Source organism: Eubacteriaceae bacterium Marseille-Q4139, from assembly GCA_018223415.1.
Taxonomy (GTDB): Bacteria; Bacillota; Clostridia; order Lachnospirales; family Lachnospiraceae; genus CABSIM01.
In genome coordinates this window covers 1785439-1802108 of record JAGTTQ010000001.1, presented here as the reverse complement: position 1 = coordinate 1802108, position 16670 = coordinate 1785439, and the positions used below count along the sequence as shown (strand labels likewise).

Annotated in this window: 15 protein-coding genes; 2 read left to right on the top strand and 13 right to left on the bottom strand. The window is 49.6% G+C overall.

What is annotated here, in order from left to right:
• Positions 1 to 165: 165 nt before the first annotated feature.
• On the top strand, positions 166 to 2070 hold the full coding sequence (locus KE531_08640) for a sigma 54-interacting transcriptional regulator (protein ID MBR9953674.1): 1905 nt from the start codon (positions 166 to 168) through the stop codon (positions 2068 to 2070).
• Between the two features lie 90 nt (positions 2071 to 2160).
• Here the strand turns inward: KE531_08640 and rpiB are convergent, their stop codons facing one another.
• Positions 2161 to 2622: a ribose 5-phosphate isomerase B gene (gene rpiB, locus KE531_08635; GenBank protein ID MBR9953673.1), complete on the bottom strand. Its 462-nt coding sequence runs from the start codon at positions 2620 to 2622 to the stop codon at positions 2161 to 2163.
• A gap of 181 nt (positions 2623 to 2803) precedes the next feature.
• Between rpiB and KE531_08630 the strand changes: the two genes are divergently transcribed.
• Entirely contained in the window at positions 2804 to 3565 is a 762-nt protein-coding gene (locus KE531_08630) for a triose-phosphate isomerase (protein MBR9953672.1), read from the top strand.
• Positions 3566 to 3697: 132 nt separating this feature from the next.
• Here KE531_08630 and KE531_08625 read toward each other — a convergent pair whose 3' ends face one another.
• From KE531_08625 to rsmI, 12 genes are all read right to left on the bottom strand, one after another.
• Positions 3698 to 4627 carry an IS3 family transposase gene (locus KE531_08625; protein MBR9953671.1) on the bottom strand — a complete coding sequence of 310 codons (930 nt, stop codon included), beginning with the start codon at positions 4625 to 4627 and terminating at the stop codon, positions 3698 to 3700.
• Positions 4597 to 5268 (bottom strand): transposase, encoded by a 672-nt coding sequence (locus KE531_08620; GenBank protein MBR9953670.1) that lies wholly within the window; start codon positions 5266 to 5268, stop codon positions 4597 to 4599. The genes KE531_08625 and KE531_08620 overlap by 31 nt, the downstream gene beginning before the upstream one ends.
• Before the next feature lie 122 nt (positions 5269 to 5390).
• Entirely contained in the window at positions 5391 to 6038 is a 648-nt protein-coding gene (locus KE531_08615; protein ID MBR9953669.1) for an IS3 family transposase, read from the bottom strand.
• Positions 6011 to 6697, bottom strand: coding sequence for a helix-turn-helix domain-containing protein (locus tag KE531_08610; GenBank protein MBR9953668.1), 687 nt, complete (start codon positions 6695 to 6697; stop codon positions 6011 to 6013). Before KE531_08610 ends, KE531_08615 begins: the two co-directional genes overlap by 28 nt.
• Before the next feature lie 348 nt (positions 6698 to 7045).
• Entirely contained in the window at positions 7046 to 7819 is a 774-nt protein-coding gene (locus tag KE531_08605) for a DeoR/GlpR transcriptional regulator (protein MBR9953667.1), read from the bottom strand.
• A 195-nt stretch (positions 7820 to 8014) separates the two neighbouring features.
• On the bottom strand, positions 8015 to 8737 hold the full coding sequence (locus tag KE531_08600) for a response regulator transcription factor (protein ID MBR9953666.1): 723 nt from the start codon (positions 8735 to 8737) through the stop codon (positions 8015 to 8017).
• The gene (locus KE531_08595; protein ID MBR9953665.1) at positions 8718 to 10463 is read right to left on the bottom strand and encodes a histidine kinase; all 1746 of its coding nucleotides are present in this window, start codon (positions 10461 to 10463) and stop codon (positions 8718 to 8720) included. Before KE531_08595 ends, KE531_08600 begins: the two co-directional genes overlap by 20 nt.
• Positions 10464 to 10545: 82 nt before the next feature.
• A complete protein-coding gene (locus KE531_08590; protein MBR9953664.1) occupies positions 10546 to 12549 on the bottom strand; it encodes a TRAP transporter permease in 2004 nt (667 codons plus the stop codon).
• A 14-nt stretch (positions 12550 to 12563) separates the two neighbouring features.
• Entirely contained in the window at positions 12564 to 13055 is a 492-nt protein-coding gene (locus tag KE531_08585) for a DUF1850 domain-containing protein (protein ID MBR9953663.1), read from the bottom strand.
• The gene (locus KE531_08580; GenBank protein MBR9953662.1) at positions 13036 to 14100 is read right to left on the bottom strand and encodes a TAXI family TRAP transporter solute-binding subunit; all 1065 of its coding nucleotides are present in this window, start codon (positions 14098 to 14100) and stop codon (positions 13036 to 13038) included. The genes KE531_08585 and KE531_08580 overlap by 20 nt, the downstream gene beginning before the upstream one ends.
• A gap of 249 nt (positions 14101 to 14349) precedes the next feature.
• Complete coding sequence (locus KE531_08575) at positions 14350 to 15798, bottom strand: phospholipase D family protein (GenBank protein ID MBR9953661.1); 1449 nt, start codon at positions 15796 to 15798, stop codon at positions 14350 to 14352.
• A complete protein-coding gene (gene rsmI / locus KE531_08570) occupies positions 15799 to 16641 on the bottom strand; it encodes a 16S rRNA (cytidine(1402)-2'-O)-methyltransferase (GenBank protein MBR9953660.1) in 843 nt (280 codons plus the stop codon).
• Positions 16642 to 16670 lie beyond the last annotated feature (29 nt).

Below are 16670 nucleotides of genomic sequence, written 5' to 3'. Positions count from 1 at the left end.
ACGAAGCTTTATATTTATTTTTTGTTGTTTCATTTATTTTTTCATCATTACATTTCATGTTTTCACATTTTGCCAAGTGTAATATGTGCACTGCATGGAAAAACTGAACCATAGACATCGGAAAGCAAAAAAGCTTTCGGAAAGAAAAAGAAGAGAGAGTATGACATGGCAAATGAAATAGTATGGCTGACGACCAGCCTGGCGAACCAAAATTATCTCAACACCTTTTTCCGCCACAACGGGATTTCGATGTCCGTTGTAAAAACAGATTATGATATCTGTCTCCAGACTGTGGGGGAGCTGGAGAAAAAAGGCACAAAGGTGATTATCTGCAAGGGGGAGCTGGAGCATATCATCTCCAACAACACCTCCTCCGTTGTGGTTCCCTTCCGGAACCCGCTGACGCAGTTTTACCGCGCCATCAAAACCGCCTGCCAGTTCTCCTATAAGGTGGCCCTGGTCGGCTGGTACAAAAACATCATCGGCTTAAAGGAATTCTGCGAAATCATCGATCCCGGCCTGCTCTATGTGGAATTAGAAGATTTCGATATCCAGTCCAGCCGCCAGAATGTAGACGAAATCGTCCTGTCCCTGGAAAATCAGGGCATCGACGCCATCGTCGGGAACGAGCTTGTCATAAACTCTGCCAAGCGCCTCGGCGTCCCGGCTTACAGCGTCGGCCTAAACCCCCAGGCGATCTTCGACACGGTGGCGGCCGCAGAGCGTCAGCTCGGCCTTTTAGAGGAACAGCAGCGGCGGTTCAATTTCATCAGCACCCTCGTAAATTCCGTGTCCGAGGGCATCATCACCATAAACCCGGACATGGAAATTACCAACATGAACCGGATTGCCGAGGACATTTTAAACATCCCGCAGGATTCCTGGCACGGCACGCTTTTAACAGAGTACCTGAACCTGAGCAACATCGACCGCACCATCTCCGAGGGATACAAGGTCGTAAACCAGATTCTTGTGAAGGATGGAACGCAGCTTCTTTTAAACATCTCGCCCATCAACGGCCCGGATGAAGGAAACGGCGCCGTCATCAATCTCCAGAAGATTGATAAGCTCCTTGGGCTGGAGCGCACCATCAGAAAGATGTCCATCGAGAAAAATCTGCTGGCGAAAAAGACCTTTGACGACATCATCGGATGCAGCGACGTCATCGAGGACACAAAGGAGACCGCGCGGCTTTATGCCCACACAAACAGCACTATCCTGATTACCGGTGAATCCGGCGTTGGAAAAGAAATTTTTGCCCAGAGCATCCACAACGAAAGCAGCCGGAAATCCGGCCCGTTCCTCGCCTTCAACTGCGGCGCCGTTTCGGAAAGCCTGCTGGAAAGCGAGCTGTTCGGCTATGTCAAAGGTGCCTTCACCGGTGCAAACGCCGAGGGAAAAATCGGGATCTTTGAACAGGCCCACCGCGGAACCTTATTCCTGGATGAGATCAGCGAACTGTCGCCGTCGGCTCAGATCCGTCTGCTCCGCGTTCTCCAGGAGCGGGAAATCACCAGGATCGGCGAGACGAAGGTGACGCCCATCGACGTCCGCATCATCGCCGCCTGCAACAAAAATCTTCTCGAGGAAGTGGAAAAAGGCCGCTTCCGCCGGGATTTATACTACCGGCTCTACGTGCTGCATCTGGACATCCCGCCGCTCAGGGCGCGCGACCAGGACATCATGGAGCTAATCTATTCTTATTTAAAGAGCCACCGCCAGAACGGCATTTCCTTTTCAGCCGGAGCCATCCACGTGCTGCTTTCCTACTCCTGGCCTGGAAATATCCGTGAGCTCAACAACTTTTCCGAGCGTGTTTCCGTCCTTTACTCCGGCCGGCTTTACACCCTGGAAAAAGAAGATGTCCTGCCGCTTCTCCAGATGGAGCATCACGACAGCGCCAGCACGAAGATCCCGCACGCCTATATCAAGCCGCGCCGTTCCCTGAGCCCGGAATACGTCCTGCGTGCGCTGGAAGAATGCAACGGAAACAAGACTGCCGCCGCCAAGCGCCTCGGCATCAGCACCACGACGCTCTGGAGAAAGCTGAAATGTCTGGATGAAAAATAAAAAATGGCTGCCCCGCCGGCTTCTTACGCATCGCATCAGAAAGCCGATGGGGCAGCCATCTCTTCTTTTCCCATCAGAAACCTGCCAGTTTTACTGAACCGGTTCCTTTAAAAACTTCTTTTCATAGGCATTGATCCTCTCCACCTTCGGAAGCGACCGTCCACCGGAAAACTCACTTTCCAGCCAGATATCCACAAGAACCTTCGCCAGTTCCACACCGATCACCCGCTCACCCATGCAGAGGATCTGAGCATCGTTGCTCATCCGCGCCCGCTGCGCCGAATAAGCGTCATGGCAGACGGCAGCCCGGACTCCCGGCACCTTGTTGGCCGTAATCGACATGCCGATTCCCGTGCCGCAGACGAGAATCGCCCGCTCAAACTCATGGCGCGCCACGGCCTCAGCCACCTGCACCGCCACATCCGGGTAGAGAACCGTCTCCCCCTCTGCCGCACCGAAATCCTGATATTCGATCCCCTTTTCGTCGAGATGATCCATAATCACCTTTTTCAGGCGGTACGCCGCCTCATCACATCCGATTGCCAGCTTCACAGATAATCCCTCCTCCATTGTATTCCTGTTCATTTTTATGCTTTTCTGTCGAAAATTATTGTTTTCAATCATATAATATTATATTTCTATCGTTTTATCAAGTACATTTTTCGTTTTTTAATTATTTATATTGATTTTTATCGAATTTTATTATAAAATACTCGTAAAGGAGGGAATGCCCATGAGACCCCGCTATTTTGGCACCAATTTAAAAATGTACAAGACGGCTCACGAAACGGCACAATTTCTCGGTGAACTGACACGGCTGTTTCATGATAAGAAAAAAGAAGCTCTCACACTCTTTGTCATTCCCTCCTCTCCTTCTCTGGAGACGGCGGCCGGCTGCCTGAAGGATTCGCAGATCCTTTTAGGCGCCCAAAACATGCACTGGGCCACAGAGGGGCAGTTCACCGGCGAGGTATCTGCAAAAATGCTGACCGAGCTTGGCGTATCCATGGTTATGCTGGGCCATTCCGAGCGCCGCCATATCTTCGGGGAAACCGACGGAGAATTAAATAAAAAAGTCCTGTCAGCCGTCCAAAACGCCCTGAGCCCGCTGTTATGCGTCGGTGAAACAGCAGCTCAGAAAAACGCCGGTGTAAGCGACGAGACGCTGCGGATGCAGTTAAAACAGGATCTTTACGGATATCCGAAAGAAGCCATTTCCATGCTCCGGATTGCCTACGAGCCGGTCTGGGCCATTGGCACTTCGGGTGTGCCCGCCGATGCCGGGTATGTGGGCGAGCGCCATCACGCCATGCGCCGCTGCCTGACAGAGCTGTTCGGTTCGGCCGGTGCAGACATCCCGCTCCTTTACGGAGGCAGCGTCAACCCTCAAAACGCCGCCGGCTATTTAAACCAGCCGGACGTGGACGGGCTTTTCGTGGGAAGAAGCGCCTGGGAGGCGAAAAATTTTTATCAGATGGTGGAGATGTTGTTTTAGATAGACAAACGAAATAAATCTTTCCTTCGGGAATACGAAAAGCCCCAGAGTCGCTGAACTGCTTCCCGTCAAGTAGACAATCAAAAAAATATAATTTTTTTCTGCCAGTAGGTATCACCTGCTGGCAGATTTTTACGCTGCCTGTAAATATTTTTCGTGTTTCTCCATTGGTGTTACTATACCAAGCTTCCTCTGCAAACGTCTGTTGTTATAGTAATTGATATATTTCTCTATCATGACCACCAGTGATTCTCTGTCCATAAATCGTTTACCATAATAACGCTCCCGTTTTAGAATTCCCCAGAATCCTTCCATTGGTCCATTATCGATACACTTTGCTACTCTGGACATGCTCTGCATCATCCCTGCTGCTTCAAGTTTTGCATGAAAGGCTCTATTGGTGTATTGAAAGCCTCTGTCACTGTGAAACATTGGATGTGCTTCAGGATTATCTTTGACTGCATCATCAAAGGTATCAAACACTAATGCATTACTATTACTGTCGCCAATACGGTAGGATACGATTCTTCGGTCATACAGGTCAAGAATTGCACTTAAATATACCTTGTGCTTTTCAATTCCGATATAGTAATGAAATTCCGTTACATCGGTCAACCACTTTTCATTCGGAGCTTCTGCCGTGAATTCACGATTCAGGATATTTTCGGCTATGTACTGTGGATTTGCAGCCTGTCTTGTACAGCTATCGTTTGCATATTTGATAGTGGATTTGATACCAAGTTTCCGGCAGATGCGCAAAACACGTTTATCATTTACATCAATGTCATGGTAACGCTCCAACTCATCACGGATTCTGCGATAACCCTTATCAGGTGATTCTATGTGGATTTTTTCTATCAGTTCCGCAATTTTTCGGTTTTCCTGTTCATTCTCTGACATTTCATGGTTCAGCCATTTGTAATAAGCCGCCCTTGAAACACCGCCAATCTTACAAAGCTCCTGTATCGGATAATCGTGTTCTTCCTGTTCTTCTTTGACAGCCTGATAGATATGCTCGTGGCGGATCAGGCTCAGCCCCGCCTCCTTTCGATTTCCTCTAATTTTTTTAAGAATGATAACTCCATTTCTGCACGTTGCCGTTTGGCTTTTTCCAGTTTCAACTCCGCTTGAAGCTTTTCCACCTCTGTAAGAGAATCTTCCGATTTTCTTTTGCCGCGGTTATCCTGTAATGCAGGAACTCCGCCTGTTTCGTATTTGATAGTGTAATTTCGTGCCTGCTGATAGGACACCTTAAAGTTTTCTGATGTTTCAGCATAGTTATGGCCATGGGAAATGCAGTAGGATGCAATTTCCACTCTTTCTTCAAACGTTGTTTTTCTTCCTTTGGTCATAAGACTACATCCTCCTGTTCTGGAAGCCTTTAGCTCCTTATGACCATTATACAGCGCAATCCATTTCCTGAGTGTACGAGTACTGGAAATTTTATGTTTTTTACAAATATCACGTAGTGAACCAAGACCAGAAAGATACTCTTGTACAGCAATCTCTTTCTCGGCGGAAGTTCTTTTGGTCCATCCTTTGTTGTAAAAGGTTTCTGAACCCATAGACTGATAATTACGAATCCATTCTTCTAAAGTAGTAGGATGAATTCCTTCTCCTGTTGATACAGATGTAATACTATGTTTAGCTTCCAAAATAAGCTTTACCATTCGTAATTTATCTTCAGCAGAATATTTACGCATAAGAAATGCTCCCTCCTTGATAAACAGTTTTATTATTTCAACTGTCTACCTAGAAGGGAGCATATCATACTCTGTTTCATATGGTGCTTTTTCAGACGGTTGTAAAACGCCGGGCTTGTATATTAAAATCCTCTGTCCGAATGAAAAAGCGGATGCGCATCCGGTTCTAAAGACACCGCCTCGTCAAACGTATCCATTACAAGGGCATTATCATTACGGCTACTGATTTTAAATGCTACAATCCTGCGGTCACACAGATCGAGGATTGCACTCAGATAAATTTTGTGGACTTCCAATCCGGTATAATATTTAAACTCTGTTACGTCTGTCAGCCATTTCTCATTTGGACGGTCTGCATGGAATTCCCGATGAAGGTAGTTCTTTGCAATATGAGCCAGATTTCGGTCTGCTTTTGTACAGCTCTTCGGTCTCCATTTGATAGGTGACTGGATTCCTATCTTACGACAGATCCGCAGGACCCGTTTATCATTATAGGGCATTTCATACTTTACAGCCAGTTCATCACGGATCCGTCGGTATCCCATATCTGGATGGAGCCGATGGATCTCTTTGATCAAATCTGCAATCTGTTCATTTTTGCGCTCGCCTTCACTTTTCGGATACTTCGGCCAATGGTAATAGGCTGAACGGCTGATCCCAAGGTAGAGACACATTTGTCTGACCGGATATCCTTTTGTTTCAGCCAGTTCCCTGACTGCCTGATATTCCCATGATTTATGTATTAGAGAAAGCGATGCCCCCTTTCTAATTCCCTTACTTTTTTTAACAGGTCATTCTCCATTTGTAGATCTTTGTTCTTCCGTTCCAGTTCTGCTATGCGGTCCCGCAATTCTTCTTCCGGTGTACGGCTTGGCTGGGAACCGGCACGCTTTCCCCGTCGGTCCTCCAGTCCTGCGCTTCCCATCTTTTCGTAGCGGTCTACCCAATTCCGTATCTGCTGGTAAGAACAATTATATTTCAAAGCCATTGCCCCGTAATTCCGATTATGGGAAAGGCAGTCTTTTACTATGGCAATCCGTTCTTCCAATGTTGTTTTTCTGGCTTTCTTCATGGTGCTACCTCCGGTAAGTTCTTTTAATTCCTTACCTTCATTATACACCTTAATCCAACTCATAAGCTGAACATGCTGCCGGATTCCGAATCTTGCACATATTTCATCCAAAGAACCTTCCCCAGAAAGATAGGCTTGTACGGCCTTCAGCTTCAAGTCTTTTGGATATCGCTTGTTTGTTTTTAGTGTTAATAATCCTTGCGGACCTTCTGTCTTATAGATCCGGATCCAGTCCTGGACACTCCGTTTATTCACACCGCATACTTTGGCAGCACCTTTTTGACTGATTTCTCCATTCAGATACTGCTCTACAATTTTTACTTTCTCCAGTGCATCAATCTTACTTTTTCTGGACATAAAATACCCCCAAGTAGGTTTTTTATATTTTAGTGTCCTACTTGAGGGTATCATATCAGTTCCGGGGTGGTTTTCTATGCTTAAAACATTATCTGATAAACGTAAATACGAATGTCAGCAATGCCAGAATGAACATGCCAAAGGCCATCAAGTCTTTGAAATCATAGTCCTTCATCAGCACCACCCCCATTCTATGTAAGAATAGAGGCCAGCCACCCTGCAACACGGTTGTTCTTCCTCATCATAGCATATCCCGGATTCTATGACAATCCTTCTTTCGCCTACGCTAAAAATTGCCTACGCTAAAAATCCTCCCCGCCGTCCGCATCCTCACCAATTTTCATTGTCTCACACACATTCCACCTGAACGCCCGCCTTCCGGTACTTTTCCACGTCCTCTTTCCTGGCACCGGAATCGGTAATCAGAAGATCCACATCCTTTGCCCCGCAGAAATTGGCTGTCGACGTCGTCTCGAGCTTCGAGGAATCCACCATCGCCACACATGTCCTGGAATGGCGGAGCATCTCCTTCTTTAACTCCGACTCATAAATATTAAAATCCGTCAGGCCTTCTTCCAGGGTAAACCCTCTCGCCGAGACAAAGGCATAATCCGCATTGATATGGCTTAAGAGGTCTTTTCCAAGGAGACCTTCGACGGAGCCGGATTTTTTCGTGACAATCCCGCCGATGAAAATTACCGTAATATTCGGCATGTCCTTCAGTTCCAGCATCGTATAAACGCCGTTTGTCACCACAATCAGGCGGTCAAACCGCTTAAGCTTCCTGGCGAGGGTCAGAGCCGTCGAGCTGGCGTCCAGGATGATGCACTGATTGTCTTCCACAAGCCGCACGGCCGCTTCTGCGATTGCCTCTTTCTCCCCGCGGTGTTCCTGCTGTCTCTCTCCAAACGCAAAAGACGCTGCCGCCGCCGCGCTCTCCGTCTCCAGAAGCGATGCGCCGCCATGCGTCTTTAAAATCAGCTTTTCCTTTTCCAGGCGGTTCAAATCATTTCTTGCCGTTGCCGGGGATACACCCAGAAGCCGGCAGACTTCGTTGGTCGTTATATTGCCATGTTCCTTCAGGTAATTCAGGATAAATTTCTTTCTCTCAATCGCCAGCATACCGTTCAAATCCTTTGTCTCAGTTTTCCGGATTTATCCGCTCCATACCGGATGTGAATTCTTTTTTCCATTTTATTACATTTTATCATTTTATGCAATAATGTATTTTTTTCTGGCGATTTTTCGTTGTATTTCTTTATCCTTTTTCTGCTTTTGCTGGCGGTTTCGTAAAATTCCACATTTTTGCTTAAAATTCTATCGGTCGAAGATCTGACGGAACTCCCGGATTTGGCTCCTGCCGATGGGAAGGCATTCCTTTTCGTAATGCCTGAGAACCACACAATACCCGCTGTTGTAGCTGACCCGCATCTCCATCACATAGTCCAGATTGATGAGATAGCTCTTGTGGATCCGGAAAAAACGGCACTTCCGCAGAATGTTCTCATAGTTGTTCAGCGATTCATTCTGGAGATAAAAGCTCCCGTCATCCATATGAATCTTGCATGCCCGTTTTTCCGTCTCAATATATACGATCTTCGCCGCATCCACCACCCGGTAGCCCGTCTCTGCGTTTACCATGATCTTGTTGATTTCGTATTCCGAAGACTGTGGCTTTTCCTTCATCTGCTCACGGATCCGCTCCATGGTCTTCTTCACCCGCTCATAGTCGAAGGGCTTTAACAGATAGTCCATGGCCCCGATCTCAAAGGCCTTGACGGCATAGTCCCGAAAGGCCGTTGCGAAAATAATGCTGGCGTCCGGCATCCGCTTTTTAATCATGGACGCCACCGTTGTCCCGTTGATTCCGCCCAGATTGATGTCTACGAAACAGACGTCAAACGTCTCTTTTTCCATCAGTTCCAGAAACTCCTCGCTGTTTTCCGCCTCCGTGATCTGGGCATCGAGCTCACACAGGCTCACCAGATATCTCAGCTCGCTTCTTGCCGGCCTTTCATCATCAACGATCACTATCTTCATACTCTTTTTCCTCCCTGTTGGGTATCTTCATACGCACATCGGTTCCCGTCTCACTGGAAACGATCTGGAGTCCGTAATCCTTTCCATAGATACTGATTAAACGCTGCTGGACATTCATCAGTCCGATGCCCCGGTGCTTCACCTCCTCACCTCCGTGCAGGCTCCGGATGATCTTATAATCAATCCCCGGCCCGTTGTCCATAATGTCGATGATCGTATTTTTTTCTTCCCGCCTTACCCGCACAACCACCTTGCCGACGCCGTTTTCCCGGTTCATGGCTCCGTGGTGGATGGCGTTTTCCACGAGCGGCTGAAGGATCAGGTTCGGCACGCAGCAGGTCAGGTCTTCGTTTTCCGCCTCAAATACCACCTGGAGCCTGGACTCGAACCGCGCCTCCTCCAGTTTCGTGTACGCCTTCACATGCTCCAGCTCCGTATCCAGCGTCACCATGAAATCCACGCTCTCTAAGGTGTTCCGGAAATAGGAGCTGAGCGCCAGAAGAAGCTCTCTGGCCTTTTCCGGCTTCTCCCTGCAAAAATACGAAATGGTATTCAGGGAGTTAAACAGGAAATGGGGATTGATCTGGGACTGGAGCGTCGTAATCTCGGCACGGCGCAGCGCCTCCTTCTGTGCCTCCATCTTGGCAATCTTTAACTGCATGGCAAAATGATTTGCAAGGCCCGTGACAAATTCCACGTCCGCCCGGTAAGAATAAGCATTCTTCTTCACCAGGATCACCAATGCCATCACACGCCCCTCATCCAGAAGAATCGGCGCGGAAATGATGACGTTATTCTCATAAAGCGGGAAAAAACCGTCCTCCGGAATGGGGATCCGGCTGACCCGTGTAGTCTTATACGTTTTCGTGGCCGACAAAAGCCTCGGATAATTGTCGTCCGTCAGGGAAATCTCCGAAAATGCGCTGCTTCTTCCAAGGAACCTCTTGTCCTCGATTAACGCAGCCCCCTGGCACCGGTATTCCTCCAGGATGATGTCGATTACTTTGTCGATGTCTTCCTTTTTCTCAAGCCCGTTCGCCAGATATGGCGTACACCGCTCTGCCGTCCTCATGGAAAGGGAAATCTGCCACGCCGCCTTCAGATCATCGGTGCTGAAAATCAGCTTGAACACATTGAAAAAAATCACCATGCCCACGGAATTGATGAGCACCATCGGGATAATGACAATTCTTACGATGTCCATTGCGTCCACAAACGGCCTTGTGAGCAGAAGAATCATCACAATGTGGATTAACTCCGAAATAAACGTGATTCCCAGAAGAAAATAGTTGGAATACCGTCTGTCATTCCGCTTCCGGTAGCCAATGAAAGAACCGATGATACCGTGGATCACAGCCGAAATCACACAGGCAACGGTGGAGATCCGCTCCGGGAAAATCAGGTACCGGTGGATGGCGGCAATGGCCGTCGTGATGGTACAGGAAACCGGCCCGCCGAGAAAGCCCGACGAAAGGATCCCAATCACCCGGGCATTTGGCAGCGCCCCCGTCACCTGCATCCCGATGTTGTCGGAAATCATGCAGAAGCCGACGAAAATAATACCGAGAATGATTTTTTCCTTCATCCGGCAGATCCGGTTTCCGTTTTCCTCCTCCCCGTCATTTAAAAGAAGGCGCTGGATAAAATCCAGCCGTGTCAGAAGAAACGCCAGAACTACCAGAAGGCAGATATTAAAGCAGATATTGTAAACCACTTCCAAAAGCATGTGTCCTCTCCCCATTCACCTGATAAAAAAGCAGAAGGGGGCGACAAAACTTTCTTTTGCAGCCCCCAGCTCGCATATTATGCTACGCAGCTATTGTAACACTTTTTTTCTGCATTGTCTTCTGATAAATGATAACTGCCGCACAAACTGCGATGCCCACAAGATCCGTGACGGCTCCGCTGTCGATTAACAGGAAGGCGCCGATCAGGCTCACAATCCTTATGAGCACGTTGGCCTTCTTAAACAGGAAGCCCTCTACGGCAATGCCGATCATAAACACACCGATGGCCGCCGTAACTGCCACCTGGACTGCCTTGATAATCGGCGTATCCAAAAGCAGAAGATCTGTATTGTAAACGAACATGTACGGAAGGATAAAACCAGCCAAAGCTAGCTTCACCGAAGCCCACCCTGTCTTCATCGGACTGCCTCCGGCGATGCCTGCCGCCGCGAACGCTGCCAGGGCAACCGGCGGGGTCAGGTTTGCAAACATTGCAAAGTAGAAGCAGAACATATGGGATACCAGCGCCGGGATTCCAAGCTGAACCAGTGCCGGAGCCGCGATGGTGGAGGTAATGATGTAGGACGGGATGCTCGGAAGGCCCATTCCAAGGATCATACATGTCACCATCGTAAATACCAGCGTGAACAGCAGGCTCTTTCCGCCGATGCTGATAATGGTGTTTGCCATGTTGAGGGCAAAACCGGTGATGGAGCAGGAACCTACGATGATACCGACGCAGGCGCAGGCGATGGCCACGGATACGGTGGATTTCGCGCTGGCTGCCATGGCGTCCAGGATGTCCTGAAGGCTCATGCGGGTGTTCTGTCTGCACTGTGCTACGAGAATCGTAAATACGATTGTGTAGAACGCGGCCATGATAACGGTCTTTCCGGAGAAGAACAGCATGTAAACCAGGAAAATAATCGGAAGGGCCAGATGGCCGTACTCTTTCATAACCTGGGACATCTTCGGAAGCTGATCCTTCGGCGTTCCCTTCATGCCAAGCTTTTCCGCCCTCATCTGAATCTGGAACATGATGCCCAGATAGTAAATCACGGCCGGGATGATGGCAGAAATCAAAAGCTCATTATATTTCATGCCCAGGGTATCCGCCATAATGAATGCGGCGGCGCCCATAACCGGCGGCATTAGCTGGCCGCCCACGGAACCCGTTGCCACAACGGCGCCGGAGAACTCGTTGTCATAACCGGACTTTTTCATAAGCGGGATTGTGAAGGAACCTGTTGTCACGACGACGGCAACAGCCGCGCCGTTGATCATGCCCAAAAGGCCGGATGCCACAACGGCAACCTTTGCAGGGCCGCCCTTGGTGCCGCCTGCAATGGCGTTTGCGAAGTCATTGAAGAACTGTCCCATTCCGCACTTGTTCATGATCTCGCCAAAGGCAATGAACAGGAATATGTACGTGGAAGCCACATTGACCGACGAACCGTAAATTCCCTCCGTGTTGGAGAAGAAATGGCTCATTAACTTCTGCCAGGTATAGCCCCTGTGCAGGAAGATGCCGGGAATGTCGATGGGGATTAAGCCCTGCTTGCTGCCCATCAGGCTGTAAATCATGAAAACAATCGCAATAATCGGAAGCGCGATGCCGCAGACCCTTCGGGTCGCCTCCAAAACCACAAGCGTCAGGATCGTTCCGATCACCACATCCATCATGTTCGGCGTTCCTGCACGATTGATGATGTTTACATAATCCAGACACATGTAAATCGCAACGGCTGCGGAAAGCGCCATCAGAACCCAGTCGTACCATACAATGACCTTCCGGCTGGATTTCTTACCGGCCGGATACAGGGCAAAGGCCAGAATCAGGATCATCGCCACATGGATGGAACGATGTTTTAAGGTCTCCGGCATGTAAAAACCAGAGGCAAAAACCAGATGGTACAGCGTCACAAGGATCGCAAATACCTTAAAGCCGGTTTTTAAGATGGGGGATACAAATTTCCGCGTCTTGCTCTCTTTATCGAACTGCTCCAAAAGCTCCTGCTTCTGCTCCTCGGACAGCTCCTCTCCTGCCTGAAGGACAGGTTCTTTCATTTTCTCTTTTTCGCTCATTTACTCACCTGCTTTCAAAATTCAAAGCCTTTTCGGATACGCAGAACCATTTTTTCGTGGTGAGGCATATCGGTTCCCGAAAGGAGCAGCTCGCCGTTGACTTTAATGTTTTTTAAAGCCGTCTGGGAATTGATCCAGTTAAACTGCGGAAACACGCTGCCGATATCGTCCATATAAATCAGGCCGTCCTCATAGCGGTAGGTACAGTCCATCTCCGCCGGGATCCCCGCACCGAAGCCGGCTACGGCGATGGTCTTTAAAAGGAAGCTCCCGTCCTCCTGGATTTCATAATATTCATACCAGGGGATGTGCTCAAAGGAATGTTCCCACTGGAACGAAACCTCTTCGCCTGTTTTCACCGGAATTTCCGCATAAATCTTTCCTGTCTCCAGCTCTTCCACCACTAAAACCCGTTTCTGCCGCCCGGGGGTAAGGACGGCAGAAACAAGAAGGACTCCTAAAAGGAGGGATATTCCAATAAACGGTTTAATTCTGAGGCGTCTCATAGCCATGATCCTTCCACCACTTGGCGGCGCCGTCATGCAGCGGGATCTTTACGTCTTCAACTCCGAAGGAAATGTCGATGTTCTGGTCTGCCGTATTATGGGACGCCTTAATGTTGGACATGCCCTCGTCAGAATGGATGATGTCCATCATGTCGTAAACCATGTCGTCGGACAGGTTCTTATTTACCAGCATGATGTTGTAAACGAATACGCTTTCCACATCTTCTTCATTGTTGTAGGTGTCGGCCGGAATCACGCTGGCCGCAAAGAACGGATATTTCTCAATCAGGTTGTCGCGTCCTTCGCCGTCGATGGGAACGATTACCATATCATAGCTGAAGGCCAGCTCGGAAACCGTTGCATTGGGAAGGCCGGAGGTAACAAACGCTGCGTCGCACTGGCCGTTCTTCATCTGGTCGATGGCCTCGCCGTAGGATAAGTAATCCACCTGGCTGTCCTCGTAGGTCATGCCGTATGCTTCATAGATCATCCTGGCATTTAACTCCACGCCGGAGTTGGGGGCGCCGACGCCGACTCTCTTTCCCTTCAGATCTTCAACGCTCTTGATTCCCGTGCCTTCCACGGTTACAAGCTGTACATAGTTGGGCCAGAGCCTCATCATGGCCCTGAGATCCGGTTCTGCCGTCTCAAAAGCTCCGAAGCCTTCATAAGCCTGCATCACAGAGTCCTGCATGGCGATGGCAAGCTCTGCTTCGTTATTCAAAATCAGGTTGATATTCTCAACAGAAGCACCTGTGGCCTGGGCTGACGTTTTGTATCCGGCCGTCCCGAGAGCCGTCGCAAAAGCGCCGCCGATGGGATAATAGATGCCGCTGGTAGGGCCGGTTGCCACGGTGACGAACTCGGAACCGCGGTCGATCTGCGGGGAGCTGCCTCCCTCGTCGGATCCGGCCGCCTCAGTTCCGGCTGCTGCGGTGGTGCTTCCTGCCGTTGTGGCTGTCCCGCTGTCTCCGCCTGAGCATGCGGTAAGCGAGCTGAACATTGCTGCTGCAAGAACGACTGCTGCGATTCTCTTCAATTTCATACTGACCTCTCCTTGTCTCTATGATGGATCGTTAATAGTTACACACTGCCTCGGCATGAAATAAATAGAGAATCTAAATATAATGTTAAGCCTTATATTTAGATTCTTTATTATTTTTTAGTGTAATTTTATATTTTTTTTAGATTCCAGGCAAGGTTATCTGTATGAAATGCCAAAAATCGCGTTTCAATGGCATAAAATACCGTTTTAAATGTGTTAAGAAAGTGTCAAAAATCGTTCAGTGCGTCTTTACACCAGCCCTCTTACCCCCTGCATCAAAAGTCCCACAACACGCATGGCCGCCATCTTCCACCAGGGAACCGGCTCGACCGTCAGGTGTTTTGGCGTCTCATATTCTGTCTTTCCGATCACGCGCCGGCTGTCAGCTTCCATGGCCGCCATGTATCCGGAAAGTTCACCGGCAATGGCCTCGCTGTGAACCGCAAGCATCAGCTCCGTATCCACATACGTGCTGCGAAGATCCATATTGTACGACCCGATGACCGCCAGATCATCGTCAATCACCATGGACTTCCCGTGGTTGGAAAGCCCGCCGTCATACTCATAAATGGGGATCCCTGTCTCCACAATCTCCCCTTTCCGGTACAGATAATCGCTGGAAGCCATAAAGTTATCCCCGTTTTCCACGGAATTGATTAAAATCCGGCTGTCCGGCACTGCCTCGGAAAGCTCTGTGAGCTCCTTAAGCATATAAGAATTGCATACAATATACGGAGTCTGGAAAATCACGCGGGAATCTGCCTCCTTTGCAAGCTCCATCAGCTTATAGAACACGACCGGCTCTTTTCCGTAGATGTGGGTCGGGTTATTTATGAGCGTCACCTTGTTGGTGGCCTTCGTCCTCGCCGCGTAGTCCTGGGATTTTTCAAAAAGCTCCGGATTTTCCGCCGTAAGCCGCTCATACCGCTCCTCTAAGGCTAAAATCTCCGCCTTTACCTTTTCCTTTTCAAGAAGCCCCGCGTCCTCATGGAAATACGTGCATTCCTCCCGGCTCCACATGTCCTCAAAATACGCCTCCACCTGGAAAAGCGAGCTCTCCCTGCTGCCGCTTCCGGCCCCGGTATTATAAATCAGGATCTCCCTGTCATAGCTCCTGTTCTTTGTCGGATACTCCCCGATAAAATAGTCGAACTGGTTCCGCCCTCCAAGAATATACGCCAGGTCGTCGGCGATGATATACTTGTCATGCATCCGCCCCTGGGTCTTCCATGGCGCAAACGGGTTCAGCCTGTTATACAGCTTAATCTCCACATTTGGATGGCCGGAAAGGGCGTAAAACAGCTCGTTCCCTTCCATGCGGATGACGCCGCTGATGCCGTCCACGAGAATTTTTATGTCGACACCCTGTTCTGCCTTTTCATAGAGGACAGCCAGCACGTCCCTGGTGCTCTCTCCGTCCCTCATATCAAAGGTTGACATAATAATCCTGTCCTCGGCCTGGGAAAAGAGCCGCATCCGCTCCTCCCATGCGCTTTTGTTGGTCTCCATAATCATGGCCCTGTCAGGCCCTGTTTCCTCCGAGTAAAACTCCGCTGTCTGAAACGTCTCTTTCGTTTCCTCCGAAATCTCTTCATAATGCAGAAACGGCGCAGCCGCTCCCATCAGGTAAAGAAACGCCGCGCCAAACACGGCCAGGATCCCAGCCGCCCATTTTTTCTTCTTGTGTTCTGTCTTCATTTAATCCCTCATCAGATACTGATAAACGTCACGTTTGCTGATCCCGCGGTCCTTCGCCACGAGCTTCATGGCCTCCTTGCGGTCGGTTCCGCGGGAGAGGTACTGCTCCATATGTTCCTCGATGGACATGGACTCCCAGGCCTGCTCTTTCTCCTTCTTAATCTCCTCCCGGCTCTTCCCCTCGATGACGAGCACGCACTCGCCCCGCGGTTCCTCGTTTTCGTAGAAAGAAAGGGCCTCCGAAAACGTCGTCCGGAACACGGTTTCATGCTTTTTCGTAAGCTCCCGGCAGATGGAGATCCGCCGGTCTCCAAGGGCCTCAAGAAGCTCTCCCAGCGTCCGGATCAGCCGGTGGGGCGCCTCATAGAGAATGATCGTCCGCGTCTCGCCTTTTAACTCCTCCAAAACCTCTGCCTTCTCTCTCTTATCCGCCGGAAGAAACGCCTCAAACACGAACCGCCTTGTCGCCATGCCCGACATGGTAAGGGCCGTGATGCAGGCCGCCGGCCCCGGAAGGGACGTCAGCTCGATCCCCGCCTCATAGCACTGGCGGACAAGCTCCTCGCCGGGATCAGAAATCCCAGGCGTCCCGGCGTCTGTCACAAGCGCCACATTGAGCCCTTCCTTCATCTTTTCCACAAGATACCTGGCTTTTTCCACCTTGTTGAACTCATGGTAGCTCGTCATGGGCGTCTTGATCTCAAAGTGGTTTAAAAGCTTGATGCTGTGCCTGGTGTCCTCGGCCGCAATCAGATCCACTTCCCGGAGCGTATTCAAAACGCGAAGCGTAATATCCTCAAGATTCCCAATGGGGGTCGCACACAAATACAGCTTTCCCTGCATTGCCCTCTCCTTTCAAGCCATGCCTTCTT